We start from the raw sequence: 632 nt of genomic DNA, 5'->3' as shown, positions 1-632 counted from the left end.
TTGCCTGAGGATCTACTACAGCGACATTGGTCAAACTGGTATTCCCTGTATTGTCCACCACAATGGTATAGGTTAGCGTTTGCGGAGCAGCGATATCAGTCGGTGCTACGGTATTAACTATGGTCAGTGTTGGCGATTGAGTAATAGTGGTTGTTGCATCATCAGTTACCGCAGTAGTTACTTCTGTTGTAGTTACACTGGCAGTATGTACAATATCACTTCCATTATCAATATCAGCCTGTGTGGCTTCATAGGTCGCGGTATAGGTCCAGGTCTCATCGACYTCCATAATGTCATTGGAGTTCGARTCTCCACTTACATAGGCTGGTCCAGTGGTTGCCTGAGGATCTACTACAGCGACATTGGTCAAACTGGTATTCCCYGTATTGTCCACCACAATGGTATAGGTTAGCGTTTGCGGAGCAGCGATATCAGTCGGTGCTACGGTATTAACTATGGTCAGTGTTGGCGATTGAGTAATAGTGGTTGTTGCATCATCAGTTACCGCAGTAGTTACTTCTGTTGTAGTTACACTGGCAGTATGTACAATATCACTTCCATTATCAATATCAGCCTGTGTGGCTTCATAGGTCGCGGTATAGGTCCAGGTCTCATCGACCTCCATAATGTCA

Annotated in this window: 1 protein-coding gene; it reads right to left on the bottom strand. The window is 45.3% G+C overall.

The genetic code is table 11. From position 1 onward, the window contains the following. The coding region (locus FGM01_RS14460; RefSeq protein WP_208012738.1) for a DUF7507 domain-containing protein at positions 1-632 on the bottom strand (632 nt) is incomplete at both ends.

The organism is Christiangramia sabulilitoris (genome assembly GCF_007050985.1).
GTDB classification, from domain to species: Bacteria; Bacteroidota; Bacteroidia; order Flavobacteriales; family Flavobacteriaceae; genus Christiangramia; species Christiangramia sabulilitoris.
This window is presented reverse-complemented; position numbering and strand designations above follow the sequence as displayed.